The sequence below is a fragment of the Shinella sp. R2-11 genome (genome assembly GCF_055330205.1).
Map to the genome: position 1 here is coordinate 383954 of NZ_JBVAPC010000003.1, position 14338 is coordinate 398291.

At 66.1% G+C, this 14338-nt stretch carries 12 protein-coding genes; 5 read left to right on the top strand and 7 right to left on the bottom strand.

All coding sequences use genetic code 11. The features are described from left to right. The first annotated feature begins 122 nt into the window (after positions 1 to 122). The 5 genes from ACZ1A1_RS10200 (at position 123) to ACZ1A1_RS10220 (ending at position 7919) form a co-directional block, all read left to right on the top strand. Positions 123 to 1109, top strand: a complete 987-nt coding sequence (locus ACZ1A1_RS10200; RefSeq protein ID WP_463619822.1) for a FecR family protein — start codon at positions 123 to 125, stop codon at positions 1107 to 1109. A gap of 165 nt (positions 1110 to 1274) precedes the next feature. Continuing rightward, positions 1275 to 3911: a TonB-dependent receptor gene (locus ACZ1A1_RS10205; RefSeq protein WP_463619823.1), complete on the top strand. Its 2637-nt coding sequence runs from the start codon at positions 1275 to 1277 to the stop codon at positions 3909 to 3911. Positions 3912 to 4002: 91 nt separating this feature from the next. Further along, positions 4003 to 4785, top strand: coding sequence for a hypothetical protein (locus ACZ1A1_RS10210; RefSeq protein ID WP_463619824.1), 783 nt, complete (start codon positions 4003 to 4005; stop codon positions 4783 to 4785). Positions 4786 to 4897: 112 nt separating this feature from the next. After that, positions 4898 to 6619, top strand: coding sequence for a type I secretion system permease/ATPase (locus ACZ1A1_RS10215; protein ID WP_463619825.1), 1722 nt, complete (start codon positions 4898 to 4900; stop codon positions 6617 to 6619). Further along, a complete protein-coding gene (locus tag ACZ1A1_RS10220) occupies positions 6606 to 7919 on the top strand; it encodes an HlyD family type I secretion periplasmic adaptor subunit (RefSeq protein WP_463619826.1) in 1314 nt (437 codons plus the stop codon). Before ACZ1A1_RS10215 ends, ACZ1A1_RS10220 begins: the two co-directional genes overlap by 14 nt. A gap of 27 nt (positions 7920 to 7946) precedes the next feature. Here the strand turns inward: ACZ1A1_RS10220 and ACZ1A1_RS10225 are convergent, their stop codons facing one another. The 7 genes from ACZ1A1_RS10225 to ACZ1A1_RS10255 all read right to left on the bottom strand — a co-directional run bounded on the left by ACZ1A1_RS10225 (position 7947) and on the right by ACZ1A1_RS10255 (position 14308). After that, on the bottom strand, positions 7947 to 8273 hold the full coding sequence (locus ACZ1A1_RS10225; protein ID WP_463619827.1) for a cupin domain-containing protein: 327 nt from the start codon (positions 8271 to 8273) through the stop codon (positions 7947 to 7949). A gap of 8 nt (positions 8274 to 8281) precedes the next feature. Then, on the bottom strand, positions 8282 to 9037 hold the full coding sequence (kduD, locus tag ACZ1A1_RS10230) for a 2-dehydro-3-deoxy-D-gluconate 5-dehydrogenase KduD (RefSeq protein WP_463619828.1): 756 nt from the start codon (positions 9035 to 9037) through the stop codon (positions 8282 to 8284). After that, the gene (kduI, locus tag ACZ1A1_RS10235; protein WP_463619829.1) at positions 9034 to 9876 is read right to left on the bottom strand and encodes a 5-dehydro-4-deoxy-D-glucuronate isomerase; all 843 of its coding nucleotides are present in this window, start codon (positions 9874 to 9876) and stop codon (positions 9034 to 9036) included. Before kduI ends, kduD begins: the two co-directional genes overlap by 4 nt. Before the next feature lie 25 nt (positions 9877 to 9901). Then, positions 9902 to 10633: an ATP-binding cassette domain-containing protein gene (locus ACZ1A1_RS10240; protein WP_463619831.1), complete on the bottom strand. Its 732-nt coding sequence runs from the start codon at positions 10631 to 10633 to the stop codon at positions 9902 to 9904. After that, positions 10633 to 11652 carry an ABC transporter permease gene (locus tag ACZ1A1_RS10245; RefSeq protein ID WP_313196413.1) on the bottom strand — a complete coding sequence of 340 codons (1020 nt, stop codon included), beginning with the start codon at positions 11650 to 11652 and terminating at the stop codon, positions 10633 to 10635. The genes ACZ1A1_RS10240 and ACZ1A1_RS10245 overlap by 1 nt, the downstream gene beginning before the upstream one ends. Positions 11653 to 11722: 70 nt before the next feature. Beyond that, positions 11723 to 12673, bottom strand: a complete 951-nt coding sequence (locus ACZ1A1_RS10250; protein WP_119254843.1) for a sugar ABC transporter substrate-binding protein — start codon at positions 12671 to 12673, stop codon at positions 11723 to 11725. A gap of 120 nt (positions 12674 to 12793) precedes the next feature. Further along, positions 12794 to 14308, bottom strand: a complete 1515-nt coding sequence (locus ACZ1A1_RS10255) for an aldehyde dehydrogenase family protein (protein WP_463619833.1) — start codon at positions 14306 to 14308, stop codon at positions 12794 to 12796. Positions 14309 to 14338: the final 30 nt, after the last annotated feature.

Here is a 14338-nt window from a genome sequence, read left to right on the forward strand (position 1 = left end):
CCGGGCCCTGGGAAAAACCGGCGCGCTGTTCGTCTTATAGATGACGAACGCGATGGAGCGGGGAAGGCTTCTCGGGGATCATCGACGGAACCAAAGCGATTACCGGCACAGGCGGCACAGGCATGAATATTCCCCAGGAGATTGTCGAGGAAGCGGCCGGCTGGATGATCGCGCTCCAGGAAAAGCCCGACGATGCCCATTGCCTGCTTCGCTTCGAGCGCTGGCTCGACCAGTCGCCGCAGCATCGGCAGGCATGGGAGCGCCTGCAGACCGCATGGCAGGCATTCGGCGCGACGGCCCCGGCCTTCACGGACGACTGGAAGGATGCGCCGCGCCGCGCCGATCCGCCGCGCGGCTACCGGCCGCGCCGCGCCGGCTTCCCGCGCCGGGCGGGCTTCATCGGGGCAGCGGCGGCGGCGATGCTCTGTCTCGTCATGGCCGCCGGCCCCTCCCTTCTCCTTCACATGCAGGCCGACTACATGACCGCGACGGCCGAAAGCCGCACGGTTACGCTCGAGGACGGCAGCCTCGTGCATCTTGCCGGCGCCAGCGCCATCGCGACGGATTTCGAGCAGGGCCGCCGTTCCGTGCGCCTGCTCGCGGGCGAAGCCTTCTTCGAGGTGACGCCGGACAAGACCCGCCCCTTCACGGTCGATGCGAATGGCGTCGAGGTCACCGTGCTCGGCACGAAATTCGACGTCCAGACCGGCGACGAGATCACGGCGGTCGCGCTGGCCGAAGGCTCGGTGAAGGCCGTCGTAGAAAGCGCCGCGCAGGGAGAGGCCGAGATTCTCGCGCCCGGCGACCTGCTGACGGCCAACCGGGCGACAGGCGAAGTCTCACGCACGACCGTGCCGGTCGGCGACATCGCCACTTGGCGCAGCGGGCAGATATTCGTAGTGGACGCCACCATCGGCTCCGTGGTGGAACAGATCCGCCGCTATCACCCCGCCTGGCTCTCCCTGCCGGATCGCACGCTGGCCAGCCGGCGCGTGACGGGCTTCTACGATCTTCGCAAGCCCGATCAGGCGCTGGAGGCACTCGTTGCACCCTATGGCGGCAAGGTCCGGCATGTCTCGCCGGCCGCGCGCCTCATCAGCCGTTTCTAGAACGCGGTGCCGTCCGAGCGGATGCAAAAGGCGCTGAAGAAAAAATATGACTGAAATAATCAAGGTTTAGCGCAAAGCCGCCGGAAAGCTGGGAAAAAATCCGGACCTATCCGTCTTTTCGTTGAGTGCCGCATGAGGCGGCCCCTTTGGAAGAGACGGGTAAGCATGCGTTTTCAGTATCCGGCGGTAACGGCCGAAAAGGGCAACGGGAAGAACCGGAGCCGAGCAATATTCCTCACGACGACGGCCTTCGCCCTCCTCTGCGGCGGCATGGAGGCCCCGGCACAGACGGCGCGGACGGCGCAGACCGCCGCCGAGAGCACCGCCTCGCAGGCGGCCCGCGTTCCCTTCGACATTCCAGCCCAGCCGCTGGCAAGCGCGGTGGGCGCCTTCGGCCGGCAGTCCGGCCTCCAGGTCACCCTCTCCTCCACCCAGGCCGGCGCTATCCGCACCAATGCGGTGATCGGCAGCTTCACGCCGGCCGAAGCCCTTGCCCGGATGCTGGCCGGCACGGGCGTACGCGGCAGCGTCCGGGGCACTTCCGCCGTCATCAGCCTTGGCGGCGCCCAGGCTCCGGACCTGACGATCACGGACGGCTCGACGGCGCTCGAAGCGATCACCGTCGGAAAGAGTGCCCGCAACGCGGCGACCGGCGCCGGCTTCCAGGGCACGCCGGACTGGGTCTACGAGACGGCCGCGAGCGTCAGCGTCGTCTCCCGCGAGGCCATCGAGAAGAAGCAGCCGCGCAATGCCTATGACCTGTTCTCCGGCGTCTCGGGTGTTTCCGTCGCCGGCGCGGCGCAGAATCCCGGCGTCGCCATCAATGTCCGCGGCCTCCAGGACCAGACCCGCGTGACGACGACCATCGACGGCGCGCGCCAGAACTTCCAGCAGGCCGGACACGGCTACACGTCGAACGTCTATGTCGATCCGGCGCTGGTCAGGACCGTCGAGGTGGAGAAGAACGCGGCCGCCGGCGTCGGCAGCGGCGGCTCCCATGGCGGCGTGGTCGGCTTCCGCACGCTGACGGCCGACGACGTGCTCCTCGAGGGCGAGAATGCCGGCGGCTGGGTCGATGCGACGACGGGCACCAATGCCTACGAGTTCTACGGCTCGGCGGCGCTTGCCGCCCGCACCTCCGACAATATCGACATCGTCGCCGCGCTCAGCCGCAAGCATCTCGGCGAATACGCCATCGGCGGAAACGGAACGCTCGTCGGCAATCCCGGCGGCGACAAGCCGGTCTTCACCGGCTCGGACACCACGTCGGGCCTTTTCAAGGCCGGCCTCGACCTTGAGAACGACCAGCGTATCGAATTCGGCTTCGTCGGCTACGACGCATCCTTCACCACCAGCACGGCGCTCGCGACCCTCCAGAACACCAACCATGTGCGCAACCTGACGGGCACGCTGACCTATACCTGGCAGCCGGACGATCCGCTCTTCGACCTCAAGGGCCAGCTCTGGTGGAACCAGACGGAAAACCGGCAATGGCGCTCCGGCCGCAACGACTACGGCGAGTTCGACGTCAAATACGGCCTGACCACCTACGGCTTCAACCTGGAGAACACCAGCACGGCCGAGCTTCCGGCAGGCGATCTCACCTTCCACTACGGAACGGAAATCTTCCTCGACCGCGCCGGCGCGGACGCCGTGAACCACGATGCCGGCGATGCGGGCAACACATGGTGGTTCACCGGCCCCAATCCCAAGGGCGAGCGCTGGCTTTCGAGCACCTTCGCTTCAGCGAAATACGAACACGAGGAATGGCTCGAGGCATCGGTCGGCGGACGCTACGATTACTACCGGATCAAAGGTTCATCCACCATTGACGGTGGCCAAGTCCAGACAGGTACCGAAACGTACTGCGCGATTGCTACGTTGCCGATTGCCTCCTGCCCCGCTGCCCTGCGGAGAACAAGGCCAATTTACAGCGATGTTACGCACAACATAGACATCGATCAGTCAGGTGGGCGTTTCTCGCCTGAAGCGTTAGTCGCAGTAAAGCCATGGGAAGGCATTCAAATCTTCGGCAAATATGCCGAAGGCTTCCGCCCCGGTACGCTTGGCGAAATGCTGCTCGGCGGTTCCCACATTGGCAATCTGATGGACTATGCGCCGAATGCAAACCTCAAGCCCGAGACATCGCAGACCTGGGAGGCCGGCCTCAACGTCAAGGCCGACGACCTGCTGACGGGCGGCGACAGCCTCCGGTTCAAGGCGGCTTATTTCAATAAGACGGTAGATAATTATATCGCATTGGGAACAGTGAGTGGCACGCCCGCGGCCGGCGGGCAGGTCAGCGGCTACTATGCCTATACGAACCTCCTGGGAGATTCCCGGCTTCGCGGCGTCGAGATCGAAGCGAATTACGATGCCGGTCTCTATTATGCCGGTGGCTCCTTTACCTATACGAAGGGTGACTTCTCGACGACCTACAGCGATGACCCCTGGGGCAACGCGACATCGACCGGGAACGGCACGATCCTTTATGTCTCGGTTGCTCCCAAATATCGCTTCACTGCCGATGTCGGGCTCCGTTTCTTCGACGACCGGCTGAACATCGGCGCCCGGGCCAACCGCGTAGTACCTTCGGCGCAGCTCGGCCTGTTCTCGACCACGTACAAGGCAAGGCCCTTCACCACCTTCGACATCTACGGCTCCTGGGATTTCAACGAAAACGCGTCCTTGCGCTTCGCGATCAACAACCTGACGGACGTGGCCTATGTCGATCCCATGAACAGTTCGGATTTTCCCGCTCCCGGCCGCACGGCGACCCTGTCGCTCAAGGTCCGGTTCTGAGCTCCCATCGCGCCAGGGCCCTGCCAGGCCCGAAGCGTGAGCCCGACTGCGTCCACGAACCGGATGCAGCCAACCCTAGAAAGGAAAGCAGATGGCAACGATCGACTTCAACGATGCCAACAACGATGGCGTAGGCATTGACTTCCTCGCCTACCTGGCGGACTGGGATAGCAGCTTCAACCCCGGCTACTACGGCTTCTTCTCCGACAATCCGAGCGACTTCGTCGGCAACCAGTTCGCCGTCGCCGACAGCAACAGCGCGACCGTCGCCGGTGTGGGCAGCGCCGATACGGTGGTGCTGGATTCCGGCAGCGCCGACGACCTCTACTACGACATGACGTCTCACGTGCTTGCCGGCGCCGTAGACGGCGCGACCTTTGGCCAGGGCCTCAGCTACAATTCGGGCACGGATACCTTCTCCCAGTCTTCCTGGGATATCGACATCAACGGCCTCGGCCTCACGGGCACGGGTCCTGCAAATGCGGTGCACAACTTCGTCTACGGCATCATGCAGGGCGACCCGGCCAACCTGCTCAGCGTCCTGAACAGCCAGAACAATACGTTCAACGGCAGCTCGGGCAGCGACGTGCTCTACAGCTTCGACGGGAACGATACCCTGACGGGCGGTGGCGGAGCCGACCTCTTCGTCTTCCAGGGCAGCGACGGCAACGACGTCATCACGGACTTCAACGCCGCGCAGGACTTCATCGACATCACCGCATGGGCTGCCGGCAGCGCGCTTTCCGTGAGCTACGCCTACGATGCCGTCAGCGGCCTCTACGACGCCACCATCACGGACGGCGTCAATGGCAGCATCTCCGTCCAGGACATCGCGAACAGCTCGCTCGTCCTCGGCGTCAACCTGTTCGCCTGAGAAGTTCGCTGTAGTGTTGGTAGCCCCACAGCAGGCGCCGTCGCAGTCTTTGACTGCGGCGGTCGCTTCACCCCTCAGACGAGCATCCATCGGAATAGCTCTCATCAGCGGCGTGGTCAACGTTCTGGCGCTGACCTCTCCGCTCTTCATGCTGCAGGTCTATGACCGGGTGCTGGCAAGCGGCAGCGTGCCGACCCTCGTCGGCCTCTCGATCCTGGCGGCCGGGCTCTATCTCTTCCAGGCCGGGCTCGACATCATCCGCGCCCGCATCCTCCTGCGCATCGGCGAGCATGTCGACGGCGTGCTGTGCGGCCGGGTGCACGATGCCGTGGTGCGCCTTCCCCTTCTCGCGCGCATGCCGGGCGACGGACTCCAGCCGCTGCGCGACCTCGACAATATGCGCGGCTTCCTTTCGGGCCAGGGACCGACCGCCTTCTTCGACCTGCCCTGGATGCCGCTCTATCTCGGCATCTGCTTCCTCTTCCATTTCTGGATCGGCATGACGGCGCTCGTCGGGGCCGTCATCCTCGTGCTCCTCACCCTTCTTGCCAATGCGCTGTCGCAAAGGCCGGTGCGCGACGGCATCGCCCACAACATGGCCCGCAACGGCCTGCTGGAAGCCTCCCGCCGCAACGCCGAGGTCGTGCAGGCCCTTGGGCTCGGGGCGCGGCTGGAGGCGCGCTGGCGCCGGGCGAATGCGGACTATCTCGACGCCAACCGCCGGGCCGGCGACATAGCCGGCGGCCTCGGCAGCCTGTCGAAAACGTTGCGCATGATGCTGCAATCGGCGGTGCTGGGCGTCGGCGCCTGGCTGGTGATCGAGCAGCAGGCGACCGGCGGCATCATGATCGCCAGCTCCATCATGGTGGGGCGGGCGCTCGCCCCGGTCGATCTGGCGATAGCGAGCTGGAAACCGTTCCTCATGGCGCGGCAGAGCTGGAAGCGCCTCCAGGACCTGCTCGGCAGAATCCCGCCCGTCCCGGAGACGATGGCGCTCCCCGCGCCGCAGAAGGAACTGCGCGTCGAAGGCGTCACCATCCTGCCGCCCGGCGAGAGGAAGCCCACCGTGACCGGCATCGGCTTTTCCATCCAGGCCGGCAGCGCGCTCGGCGTCATCGGCCCCTCCGGCTCGGGCAAGTCGACGCTGTCGCGCGCTCTCGTCGGCGCCTGGCCGGCGGCCGGTGGCAAGGTGCGCCTCGACGGCGCCAGCCTCGACCAGTGGGACCGCGAGGCCCTCGGCCGCCATATCGGCTACCTGCCGCAGGGCGTCGAGCTCTTCGACGGCACGATCGCCGACAATATCGCCCGCTTCGAGGAGGACGCCGATCCCGAGGCCATCGTCGCGGCCGCGCGGGCAGCGGGCGCCCATGAGCTGATCCTGCGCTTCGAGGACGGCTACGGGACGCGCATCGGCGAAGGCGGCTCCGCGCTCTCGGCCGGGCAGCGCCAGCGGGTCGGGCTCGCCCGGGCGCTCTACGGCGATCCCTTCCTCGTCGTGCTGGACGAACCCAACGCCAATCTCGATGCCGAGGGCGAAGCAGCGGTCGTGCGCGCCATCGCCTCGGTGCGCGAGCGCGGCGGCATCGCCGTGGTGATCGCCCATCGCCCGAGCGCCATCGGCGCGGTCGACCATCTCCTGATGATGGAGGGCGGGCGCCAGAAGGCCTTCGGCCCGCGCGATGCGGTGCTGGGGCAGGTGCTGAAGCCCGCGCCGGCCATGACCGGACGCGGATATCCGGCGGGCGGCTTCGCCATGACGCCGCTGCGCGTCGTCGCCAGCCCGGCAAGCGGCCGCGAAGCGGAAACCACGGAGACGCCCGATGCCCAATCCTGAAACGATCGCCGCCGCCCGCTCCATTCGCCGGCACATGGCGGGCGGGCTGCTGGTCTGCCTGCTGCTCGTCTGCGGCGGGGGCGGCTGGGCGGCGGTCACCAGCCTTGCCGGCGCGGTGGTGGCCTCCGGCCACTTCGTCGTCGATTCCTATGTCAAGAAGGTGCAGCATCCAAAGGGCGGCGTGGTCGGCGAAATCCTCGTGCAGGAGGGCGATGCGGTCAAGGCCGGCGCGGTCGTCATGCGCCTCGACGCCACCCAGACGCATGCCAACCTCGCCATCGTCACGAAGCGGCTGAACGAGCTTCAGGCCCGCCTCGCCCGCCTGGACGCGGAGCGCGACGACCGTGAAGCCATCGCCTTTCCCGCCAGCCTGCTGGAACAGGCGGCCGGCGACCCGGATGCCGCGGCGGCGGTGCGCAGCGAAACCCGCCTGTTCGAGTTCCGCCGGCAATCGCGCGAGGGCAAGAAGGCGCAGCTTCGCGAGCGCATCGAGCAATACGGGCATGAGATCGAGGGCTTGAAGGCGCAGGAAGTCGCCTATGCCAGCGGCCTCGACGTGCTGCGCTCGGAGATCGCCTCGCAGGAAGGCCTGCACGACAGGGGCATCGTCTCGGTGCAGCGGCTGAACAGCCTCAAGACGCAGGCCGCCACCTATGACGGCGAACGCGGCGAGAAGATCGCCTTCCAGGCGCAGGCCGAGGGCAAGATCACCGAAACGCGCCTGCAGATCCTCCAGGTCGACCAGGACGTGAAGACCGAGGTCGGCCGCGAGCTGCGCGAGATCCAGGGGCAGGTCGGCGAATATGTCGAACGCAAGGTGGCGGCCGAGGACGATCTCCGGCGCATCGACATTCTCGCCCCGCAGGCGGGGATCGTCCACCAGCTCGCCGTCCATACGGTCGGCGGCGTCGTCAATCCTGCCGAGCCGGTCATGCTGATCGTCCCGGAGGGCGACGATCTCGCGCTGGAGGTGCGTATCCAGCCGAAGGACATCGACCAGATCAGGCCTGGCCAGCGGGCAGTGCTCCGCCTCTCGGCTTTCAGCCAGCGTACCACGCCGGAACTCGACGGCCGCGTCTCCCGCATCGCCGCCGACCTCACCACCGACGACAAGACCGGCCTGTCCTTCTACCTCGTGCGCGTCGCCGTCCCGCATACGGAGCTGTCAAGGCTCGGCGGCCTCGCCCTCGTGCCCGGCATGCCGGCGGAAGCCATGATCCGGACCGGCGAACGCACCGCGCTCTCCTATCTCGTCAAGCCCCTCTCCGACCAGATCAACCGCGCCTTCAGGGAAGAGTGAAGTCCCGGGCTCCGGAATATCCCGGCCCTACAAGAAATCATCCCGGCATGGCGTGAAGGAATCGATCAGGAGGCCGGGTGTGAGTGCGACGACGCCGTGGAGGAGGTTCGGGGCGACGATGAAGCTGCTTGCGGGGCCGAGCCGCGTGGTGACGCCGTCGACGGTCACGTCGAAGTGGCCTTCGGCGACATAGCTCACCTGGGTATGCGGATGCGAATGCAGGGCGCCGATGGCCCCCTCCTCGAAGCGGAATGCGACGAGCATCAGTTCCGGGCGGTGGCTCAGCACGGCGCGGCGGTTGCCGGGAGCGACTTCGGTCCAGACGGTGTCTTCGGGTAGCGTATAGGGCTGCATGGGTCCTCTCATCGGGCAAGCCAGCCGCCATCGACGGGCAGGATGGCGCCATGAACGTAATCGGCGGCCGGGCTTGCGAGGAAAACCGCCGCGCCGGCCATGTCCTCGGGCCGCGCCCAGCGGCCGGCGGGAATTCTCTTCAGGATATCGGCATTGCGCTCGGCATCGGCACGCAGGGCCGTCGTGTTGTTCGTCTCGACATAGCCGGGGGCGATGGCATTCACATTGATGCCATGCGCCGCCCATTCGTTCGCCAGAAGCCGGGTTATGCCGGCAAGGCCGCTCTTGGCCGCCGTGTAGGACGGCACCCGGATGCCGCCCTGGAAGGACAGCAGCGAGGCGATATTGACGATCTTCGCCGGCCGCCCCGCCGCTATCGCGGCTCTGGCGAAGGCCTGGCAGAGGAAGAAGACCGATTTCAGGTTGGTATCGAGCACGGCATCCCAATCCTCCTCCGTGAAATCGAGCGAATCCGCGCGGCGGATGATGCCGGCATTGTTGACGAGGATGTCCGGCGTCGCGCCGGCAGCCAGCGCCTCGGAAATGACGGCGGCGGCGCTGCCCGGTCTGGAAAGGTCCACCGTCACGCTCTTGAACTGCCGGCCGGCCGCCCTCACCTCCGCCTCGGTGTCCGTCATGGCGGAGCGCCCAACGCCGACGATATCCGCACCGGCCGCCGCGAGCCCGACGGCGATAGCGCGGCCGATGCCGGTATTGGCCCCCGTGACGATGGCCCAGCGGCCGGAAAGGTCGAAAAGGCTCATCGCAGCGCTTCCATGGGAACCTTGTCCATGTCGGTGAAGCTCATGTTGTCGCCGGCCATGGCCCAGATGAAGGCGTAGCGCCCGGTGCCCGCACCGGAATGGATCGACCAGCCCGGCGACAGCACAGCCTCGTGGTTCTTCAAGACGACATGCCGCGTCTCGCCGGGTTCGCCCATGAAGTGGAAGATGCGCGTCGCCGCCTCCATGCCGAAATAGAGATAGACCTCCATGCGCCGGTCATGCACATGCGCCGGCATGGTGTTCCAGACCGAGCCCGGCTCGAACATGGTGAGGCCGACGAGAAGCTGGCAGCTCTCGCAGACATCGGGATGGACATACTGGTTGATGGTGCGATGGTTGGATTCCTCCGCCGAGCCGAGATGCACCTTCCTTGCCATCTCGCGGGTGATGTGCACCGTCGGGCAGGCCCGGTGGGCCGGTGCGCTGAGGACGTAGAACAGCGCGGGCGCCGCCGGATCGCCGCTGGCAAAGCCGAGCGCGCCCTCGCCCATGCCGATATAGATCGCCTCCTGGAAGCCGAGCGCATGGTCCCTGCCGCCGACGCTCACCGTGCCGGCGCCGCCGATATTGATGACGGCGGCCTCGCGGCGCTCGAGGAAGCTGTCCGTGCCGGTTTCGGCGACATGGCCGATTTCGAGCTTCTTGTCGGTCGGGACCACGCCGCCGACGATCATGCGGTCGAGATGGCTGTAGGTGAGGTTGACCTCGCCGGGCTGGAACAGGCTCTCGATGACGAAGCCGTCGCGCAGCCCCTGTGTATTGCGCCTTGCGGCGTCCTCGGGTCCTACGGCCTGGCGTACGGATACGGAAAGTGTCACGGCATCTGCCTTTCAAGATTGGGGATCAGGTGAGCACGACGTAGTCGGTGAGCTGGCTGATCGTCGTGTCGGCCTTGGCGACGTCGAAGACCTTGGTGCCGTGGCTCATGATCACGAAACGGTCGCAGACCTGGTAGGCGTGGTAGATGTTGTGCGTCACCAGCACGCTGGAGACGTTCTCCGCCTTCAGCTTCAGCACCTGGTTCAGCAGCGCCTCCGTCTCGCGCACGGAGAGCGCCGAGGTCGGCTCGTCGAGCAGCAGCACGCGCTTCTTGAAATAGACCGCGCGGGCGATGGCGACGGCCTGTTTCTGGCCACCGGAAAGATTGCCGACCAGCGTATCGGGGGAGTCGATGCCGGAAATGTGCACGGCGTTCTGCAGCACCTCCATGGCGATGGCGCGCATCTCGGCCTGCCGGAGGAAGCCGAAGCGGTCCGTCAGCTCGCGGCCCATGAAGATGTTCCGGGTGATGGAGAGGCTGTCGACCAGCGCGGTGTGCTGGTAGATCGTCTCGATGCCGGCATCGGCCGAATCCGACCGGCAGGTGAAGAGCGTCTTCCTGCCGTCCACGCTGAGATAGCCATTCGTCGGCTTGTAAATGCCGGAGATGAGGTTGACCGTCGTCGACTTGCCGGCGCCGTTGTCGCCGAGGAGGCCCACCACCTCCCCCTCACCGATGTGGAAGCTGAGATCGCGCAGCGCCGTCAGCGCGCCGAAGCTTTTCGAGATGTTGTGCAGTTCGAGAAGATGGGACATCACGCAACGCCTCGCCGCTCGATGAGATGGTTGAAGATGGCGGCCAGCACGATCAGCGTCGCGATGAACATGTCGAGATAGAAACCGGGTGCGCGCAGCAGCAGAAGCACGTCGGTGATGGTGTGGATCAGCAGCACGCCGAGGAAGATGCCGACGATCGAGCCGCGCCCGCCGCGCAGGGACAGGCCGCCGATGACGCAGGCGGCGATCGCCTGGAGTTCGAGGCCGGCGCCCTGCCCCGGCTGCACGCTTCCGACGCGGGCCGTCGCCAGGATGCCCGCCATCGCCGCCATGCCGCCGGCAATGGCGAAGGCGATCAGCTTGACGCGGTTGGTATTGATGCCGATGGCCTCGGCCGCGCCGCGATTGCCGCCCGTCGCGAAGACATGGTTGCCGAAACGGTGGCGGTGGAGCAGGAAATGGAAGCCGACGACGAAGAGCACGATCCAGATGAAGGCCGCGTTGATGCCGAGGAGCGTACCGGAAAACAGGCTAGTGAAGATCGGCTCGGGATCGAAGCGCACCTGCACCGCGCCGTTGTAGAGCAGCACCGCGCCGCGCCAGAACAGGAGGCCGCCGAGCGTCACGATGAAGGACGGCAGGCCGAAGCGCAGCGTTATATGGCCGTTCAGAAGCCCGATCATGAGGCCGACGACGATGCCGAGAGGGGCGGCGACGAAGGCGCTGACGCCGGCCCCGACGAGGCTCGCCATCAGGACGGCGGTGAAGGTGTAGACGGAGCCGATGGAAAGGTCGAATTCGCCCGCGATCATCAGCACGCCGGCGCCGAGCGCCAGGCACCCGAGCACGGGGATCGCCTTCATCAGGATCGTCAGATTCTGTGGCGAGAGATAGCGGAACTCGTTCGGATAGATCAGCGCGCCGGCAATGCAGACGATCTGCAACGCCATGAAGACGAGGAAGATCGCGCCGGCGGGCATCGCCATGATCTGCTTCAGAAGGGATTGTCTTTGCGTGCGCGAACGGGGCGCGGCACTGTCGGCAAGGATGGGTGTCACGGTCTGGCACTCGATCGTTGGGGAACGGGGAACCCGCCGGCTCATGCCGGCAGGTTCCCGCGATATCCGGTTAGCGGTAGCTGCCGATCAGCGGCTTGACCGAGCTGATGCGCGACTTGTCGAGGAAGGCGCCCTGCCCCGTATCGACATCCGTCGGGGTCAGCCCGTACTTCTTGGCAAGCGCGATCTGGGCGATCGGGTAGTAGCCCTGGAGATAGGGCTGCTGGTCCATGGTCGCGAACATCGCTCCGGACTCCACCGCGTTGACGATCTCGACCGCAAGGTCGAAGCCGCCGAAGGGTATATCGACGCCGGCGTCCTTGATGGCGCCCGCGCCGACCGTCGAGGTGACCGACCCCGTGCCGAACAGCGCCTTGACGTTCGGATTGGCGATGAGGAACTGGGCGATGATGTTCTGGGCTTCGGCCGGATCGAGGCCGGCGCGCACCGTCTCCACCTTGATGCCGGCCTCCGTCATCGCCTTCTCGATGCCGCCGCCGCGGGCGACGGCGAAGCTCGCCTCGGGAATTTCGCGCGGGTTGAAGACGACGTCGCCGGACTTCAGGCCGAATTCCTTGATCATCCGGTTGCCGAGCTCGTAGCCCGAGGCGAACTCGTCCATGCCGACATAGGCCTGGCGGCAATTGCCCTTGGCGCCTTCGAGGTCGTCGTTGTTGAAGCCGATGACGATGATGCCGGCCTTGACCGCCGCGCAGATGCTCTCGTCGAAGGCATCCGACGAGGAGATCGCGACGGCGATGCCGTCGACGCCGCTCGCCGTCGCGCTCTCGATCAGGTCGTTCTGGCGCACCGGATCGTTGTTGGCATATTGCACGTCGAGATCGACGCCGAACTGGGCGGCTGCGTCTTGCGCACCCTTCACCACGGGATTAAAGAACTGGACACTCGGATCGAGGTAGATGATCATCGTGGCCTTGACGTCCGCGGCAAGCGCCGTGGTCGCCATCATGGTGGCGGCAGCCGCGGCCAGGCCCGCGGCTTTCAACCTGGTCAATCTCATTTGCGTATCCTCCCTTTGGATGTGCAATGCGGGTCCAAAAGACCCAAGTCTCGGCTGGCGGGCTCCGACCAAAGATCACGCCAGCCGAGATTTTCCTCCTCTCGCCACGGATGCGGCGGATTATAAGAACCAAGGCGCCGGGCGCCCGAGCGTGACGTGCACGCCCTTGAACTGGGAATATTCGTCGAAACCGTAGCGGCCGAGCTCGCGGCCGAGACCGCTCTTCTTGTAGCCGCCGATCGGCAGTTCCGGCGTGCCGTCGATCACGCTGTTGATCCAGCAGCGGCCGGCGCGGATGCGGCGGATGCTCTGCAGCGCGTTTTCAAGATTGGTCGACCAGACGGAGGCCGACAGGCCGAATTCCGTGGCATTGGCCATCGCGACCGCCTCGTCCGCCGTCCTGAAGGTCAGCGTCGAGAGCACCGGCCCGAAGATCTCCTCGCGGGCAATCGACATGTCGGGCGTGACGCCGGCAAAGACCGTCGGCGCATAGTAGAGCCCGGCCTCCCTGCCGACCCTCTCGCCGCCGAGCAGCAGTTCCGCGCCGGCGGCAAGGCCCGCCTCGACATAGGAATGCACCTTCTGCGCATGTGCCTCCGAGATCATCGCGCCGATCCTGGTGCGCTCGTTGAGCGGATCGCCGAACGTCACCTTGCGGGAAATGTCGAGCAGGCGCTCCATCAGCGCGTCGCGAATGCTTTCCTCGACCAGCAGGCGGCTGCCGGAAATGCAGCATTGGCCGGCATTGTGATAGACGCCATAGGCGATGCCGTCGGCCGCAGCGTCCAGATCCGCATCGGCAAAGACGATCTGCGGACCCTTGCCGCCGAGCTCCAGCCCGACGCGCTTGACGCTGCGCGCCGCGATCTCGCCGAGCTTGGTGCCGACGCGCACGGAGCCGGTGAAGGCGACCATGTCTACGCCGGGGTCTTCCGCCAGCACCTGGCCCGCCGGATCGCCATAGCCGGTGACGACGTTGAAGACGCCGTCGGGAATGCCGGCTTCCCGGGCCAGCTCCGCCATGCGGATCGAGGTGCCGGAGGTGAATTCCGACGGCTTCAGCACGACCGTGCAGCCGGCGCCGATGGCCCACGGCACGCGCTCGGAGGCGATGATGAAGGGGAAGTTCCAGGGCGTGATGATGCCGACGACGCCGACCGGCTCGCGCAGCACGAGGCCGAGGCGGTCATCGCCAATATTGTTGTGGCTCTGCCCTTCGAGCGCCCGGGCCTGCCCGGCCGCATAGGACCAGAGGTCCGCGCAGAAGCCGATCTCGCCGCGCGCCTGGGCGATCGGCTTGCCGACCTCCAGGCTTTCGGCAAGCGCCAGTTCCTCCTGATGCGCAAGGATAAGGTCCGCCACCTTGAACATCAGGCGCGAGCGCTCGGCGCCCGACATGCGCGGCCACGGGCCGGTATCGAAGGCCCGGCGGGCCGCCGCGATCGCGAGGCGCACGTCGTCCGCCGAAGCTTCCGGCCAGGTGCCGACGACCACACCCGCATGGCCGGGGCTCACGCGGTCGATCGTCCTGCCGGATGCCGCATCGACGGACTTGCCATCGACAAGCATCCGGTAGCGGGATTTAATATTCAGCCGCGGGTCACGGGAATCGGGTGCAATGAAATTGGACAACAATATCGTCTTCCGACCGGCCAATGGATGCCG

What these genes read in the sequence shown, in the direction of transcription:
- ACZ1A1_RS10210 (WP_463619824.1), top strand. Translation starts at nt 4,003, where the DNA reads ATGGCAACGATCGACTTCAACGATGCCAACAACGATGGCGTAGGCATT.
- ACZ1A1_RS10250 (WP_119254843.1), bottom strand. Translation starts at nt 12,673, where the DNA reads ATGAGATTGACCAGGTTGAAAGCCGCGGGCCTGGCCGCGGCTGCCGCC.
- ACZ1A1_RS10205 (WP_463619823.1), top strand. Translation starts at nt 1,275, where the DNA reads ATGCGTTTTCAGTATCCGGCGGTAACGGCCGAAAAGGGCAACGGGAAG.
- ACZ1A1_RS10220 (WP_463619826.1), top strand. Translation starts at nt 6,606, where the DNA reads ATGCCCAATCCTGAAACGATCGCCGCCGCCCGCTCCATTCGCCGGCAC.
- ACZ1A1_RS10225 (WP_463619827.1), bottom strand. Translation starts at nt 8,273, where the DNA reads ATGCAGCCCTATACGCTACCCGAAGACACCGTCTGGACCGAAGTCGCT.
- ACZ1A1_RS10200 (WP_463619822.1), top strand. Translation starts at nt 123, where the DNA reads ATGAATATTCCCCAGGAGATTGTCGAGGAAGCGGCCGGCTGGATGATC.
- kduD (WP_463619828.1), bottom strand. Translation starts at nt 9,037, where the DNA reads ATGAGCCTTTTCGACCTTTCCGGCCGCTGGGCCATCGTCACGGGGGCC.
- ACZ1A1_RS10240 (WP_463619831.1), bottom strand. Translation starts at nt 10,633, where the DNA reads ATGTCCCATCTTCTCGAACTGCACAACATCTCGAAAAGCTTCGGCGCG.